Below are 2,752 nucleotides of genomic sequence, written 5' to 3'. Positions count from 1 at the left end.
GAGGATCGAGTGGCGGCGCGGCGGCGGCGGTTGCCTCGGGCGTCGTGCCGATGGCGGCCGGCAATGATGGCGGCGGATCGATCCGTATTCCCGCCGCCTGCTGCGGACTGTTCGGGATGAAACCGTCGCGCGGGCTGATCTCGGGGGGCCCGCTTGCGGCGAATACTGGTTCGGCGCTTCATGCGAAGGCGTGATCTCGCGCAGCGTGCGCGACACGGCCGTCGCGCTCGATGTCCTGGCGGGCACTGAGCCCCGCGATCCCTTCGTGGTCGCAAGACCGGCCGAATCTTACGCGCAGGCGATGCAGCGCGATCCGGGCCGCCTGCGCGTCGGCTTCACGTCGACCTCGCCGATCGGGACGGATGTTCACCCGGAGGCGAAAGCCGCGATCAACGAGGCGGTAAAACTCCTGCGCAGCCTCGGCCACGAGGTCGAGGAAGCCGCGCCCGACATCGATGGAGCGGCGCTCGCGAAGGCCTTCCTGTACGTCTATTTCGGCCAGGTCGCCGCCATGGTGGCTCAGGCGCGCATGCGTGGCGCAGGGCGTTCGGATTTCGAGCTGCTGACGCGGGTGCTGGCGTCGCTTGGCGGAGCGATCTCCTCCGGCGCGCTGACGGCGCAACTGCTGAAGTGGAACGAATTCGCACGCCGGCTCGCACGCTTCCACCAGCGCTACGACATGCTGTTGACGCCGACGCTGGCGCATCCGCCGATCCGCCACGGACAGGGCGATCCGACGCCGGTAGAGCAGACGGTGCTGGACCTGCTCGACCGCACGCGCCTGCTCGGGCTTCTCGCCCGCATCGGCCTGCTCGACGGCACCGTCGACAAGATCGCGCGCGACAGTCTGCAATATGTGCCGTTCACCCAGCTCGCCAACCTCACCGGCACGCCCGCCATGAACGTGCCATTGCACTGGACCGCGGACGGCCTGCCGCTCGGCGTGCAATTCGTGGCGCGCATCGGCGCAGAGGATCGGTTGCTGCAACTCGCCCGGCAACTCGAACAGGCGCGGCCCTGGTTCGACAGGCTGCCAGCGTGGGTGACGGAAGGTTAGGCGACCCCGCCCTGCGGGGCGAGATGCGCGAGCGTCCGCCGCACGGACAGCGCGCTCACATGCGGGCCCGCGCTGCGCAGGCGGAATTTGTTCCTCCGTCGGGCTGAAATTTTCCCGGTTTCGGGCAGGGGAACCGCGGGGAACTTTCGTTCCCACGCCCGATTAATCCCGCAACCGATGCGCGGCACTCTCCGTCGCGCTGATCTCGAAACACAAGACGAAGGTGTGTGTCATGCTGAGCTGGGTCGTTACGTTTCTGGTCATTGCGCTGATCGCCGGCATTCTGGGTTTTGGCGGCATCGCCGGCGTCTCCATCGAAATCGCCAAGACGATCTTCTTCATCGCGGTGGTGCTGTTTCTGGTGTCGGCCGTGGTCGGTCTGGCGCGGGGACGAACCCGCGTCTGACGCCTGTCCTATTTCGCGGGCATTGCGATCCTGCGGCCGATGCCCTCGGGGCGCGGGATTGCCGAATGAGCCTTCGCCAGTGCCTCGATGCGGGCGCGGATATCAGGCGGAAACGGCGCAGTTTTCCGCGCATTCATGTCGATGTGAATGGTCATGTTTTCCGACGTCGCGGACAGCCAGCCCTCGCCGGCATGGCGCAATTCCTCGAACGTGTGCAGTCGCTTTTCGTCGGCGCCGGCCAGCAGGACCGACACCTGCACGGGATCGCCGAGGTGGATTTCGCGCAAATACCGCACATGGCATTCGGCGGTAAAGGTCGATCCGTTCCGCGCCGTCCTGTAGGCGGGCCCGATCCCGAGTTCGAGCCATAATTCATCGATGGCGCGGTCGAACATCACGTTGTAATAGGCCATGTTGAGATGGCCGTTGTAGTCGATCCATTGCGGCTCGATCTGCATCACCGAGGCGAGGAACGGCGCGGGGCGGTGCAGCACATCGTCGCCGGCGGCCATCGTCATCGCGCGTCTCCGTTCGTTCGACCCCGGGAGGTCCCTTGACCCCCTATATATCCTTTGCAAGGGTCGGTCTCAAAGCCGGGAGGAAACCGTTGGGCATCACCGTCACCGATCATCTGAAACGTCCGGAGCCGCAGGCACTGGCGCGCACGCTGGAGGCGCTCGCCGCCCGCTTCGGCAACCGGCTCATCACGTCGCAGGCGGTCCGCGACCAGCACGCCCATACCACGACCTGGCTGGCGCCGCAGCCGCCCGATGCGGTGGTGATGGCGCAGGAGACCGCCGATATCCAGGACGTGGTGCGTATCTGCGCTCATTTTGGCGTTCCCGTGATCGCGTTCGGCACCGGCACCTCGCTGGAGGGGCAGGTCAATGCGCCGGCGGGCGGCATCTGCATCGATCTTCGCGACATGAACAAGGTGCTGGAAGTCCATGCCGATGATCTCGACTGTGTGATCCAGCCCGGCGTCACCCGCAAGGCGCTGAACGAATATTTGCGCGACCAGGGCGTGTTCTTTCCGATCGATCCCGGCGCCGACGCGTCGCTGGGCGGCATGGCATCGACCCGCGCGTCCGGCACCAATGCGGTGCGCTACGGCACCATGCGCGACAACGTACTGGCGCTCAAGGTGGTGCGCGGCGACGGCGAGATCATCACGACAGGCACGCGGGCGAAGAAATCCTCCGCCGGTTACGACCTGACGCATCTGTTCGTCGGCGCCGAGGGCACGCTCGGGATCATCTGCGAACTGACGATCAAACTGCGCGGCATTC

General features: G+C 66.1%; 3 protein-coding genes and 1 pseudogene. 3 read left to right on the top strand and 1 reads right to left on the bottom strand.

Translation table 11 applies throughout. From position 1 onward, the window contains the following. Both VK804_RS14005 and VK804_RS14000 read left to right on the top strand, forming a co-directional pair. A pseudogene (locus tag VK804_RS14005) lies at positions 1–1,057 on the top strand (amidase); the annotation flags it as partial. 232 nt (positions 1,058–1,289) lie between these two features. Beyond that, complete coding sequence (locus VK804_RS14000) at positions 1,290–1,463, top strand: DUF1328 domain-containing protein (RefSeq protein WP_325371416.1); 174 nt, start codon at positions 1,290–1,292, stop codon at positions 1,461–1,463. Positions 1,464–1,471: 8 nt separating this feature from the next. On the opposite strand, the gene VK804_RS13995 is transcribed toward VK804_RS14000, so the two are convergent. Beyond that, on the bottom strand, positions 1,472–1,981 hold the full coding sequence (locus VK804_RS13995; RefSeq protein WP_325371415.1) for a thioesterase family protein: 510 nt from the start codon (positions 1,979–1,981) through the stop codon (positions 1,472–1,474). 89 nt (positions 1,982–2,070) lie between these two features. Between VK804_RS13995 and VK804_RS13990 the strand changes: the two genes are divergently transcribed. Further along, a partial coding sequence (locus tag VK804_RS13990; protein ID WP_325371414.1) for an FAD-binding oxidoreductase occupies positions 2,071–2,752 on the top strand: 682 nt, incomplete at its 3' end.

The organism is Bradyrhizobium sp. (genome assembly GCF_035484855.1).
Classification (GTDB): domain Bacteria; phylum Pseudomonadota; class Alphaproteobacteria; order Rhizobiales; family Xanthobacteraceae; genus Bradyrhizobium.
The sequence above is the reverse complement of the archived record's forward strand: the minus strand, read 5'-3'. Positions and strand labels throughout refer to the sequence as shown.

Bases quoted from the DNA above. Each gene is read 5' to 3' on its own strand.
- VK804_RS13995 (WP_325371415.1), bottom strand. From the start codon at position 1,981: ATGACGATGGCCGCCGGCGACGATGTGCTGCACCGCCCCGCGCCGTTC.
- VK804_RS14000 (WP_325371416.1), top strand. From the start codon at position 1,290: ATGCTGAGCTGGGTCGTTACGTTTCTGGTCATTGCGCTGATCGCCGGC.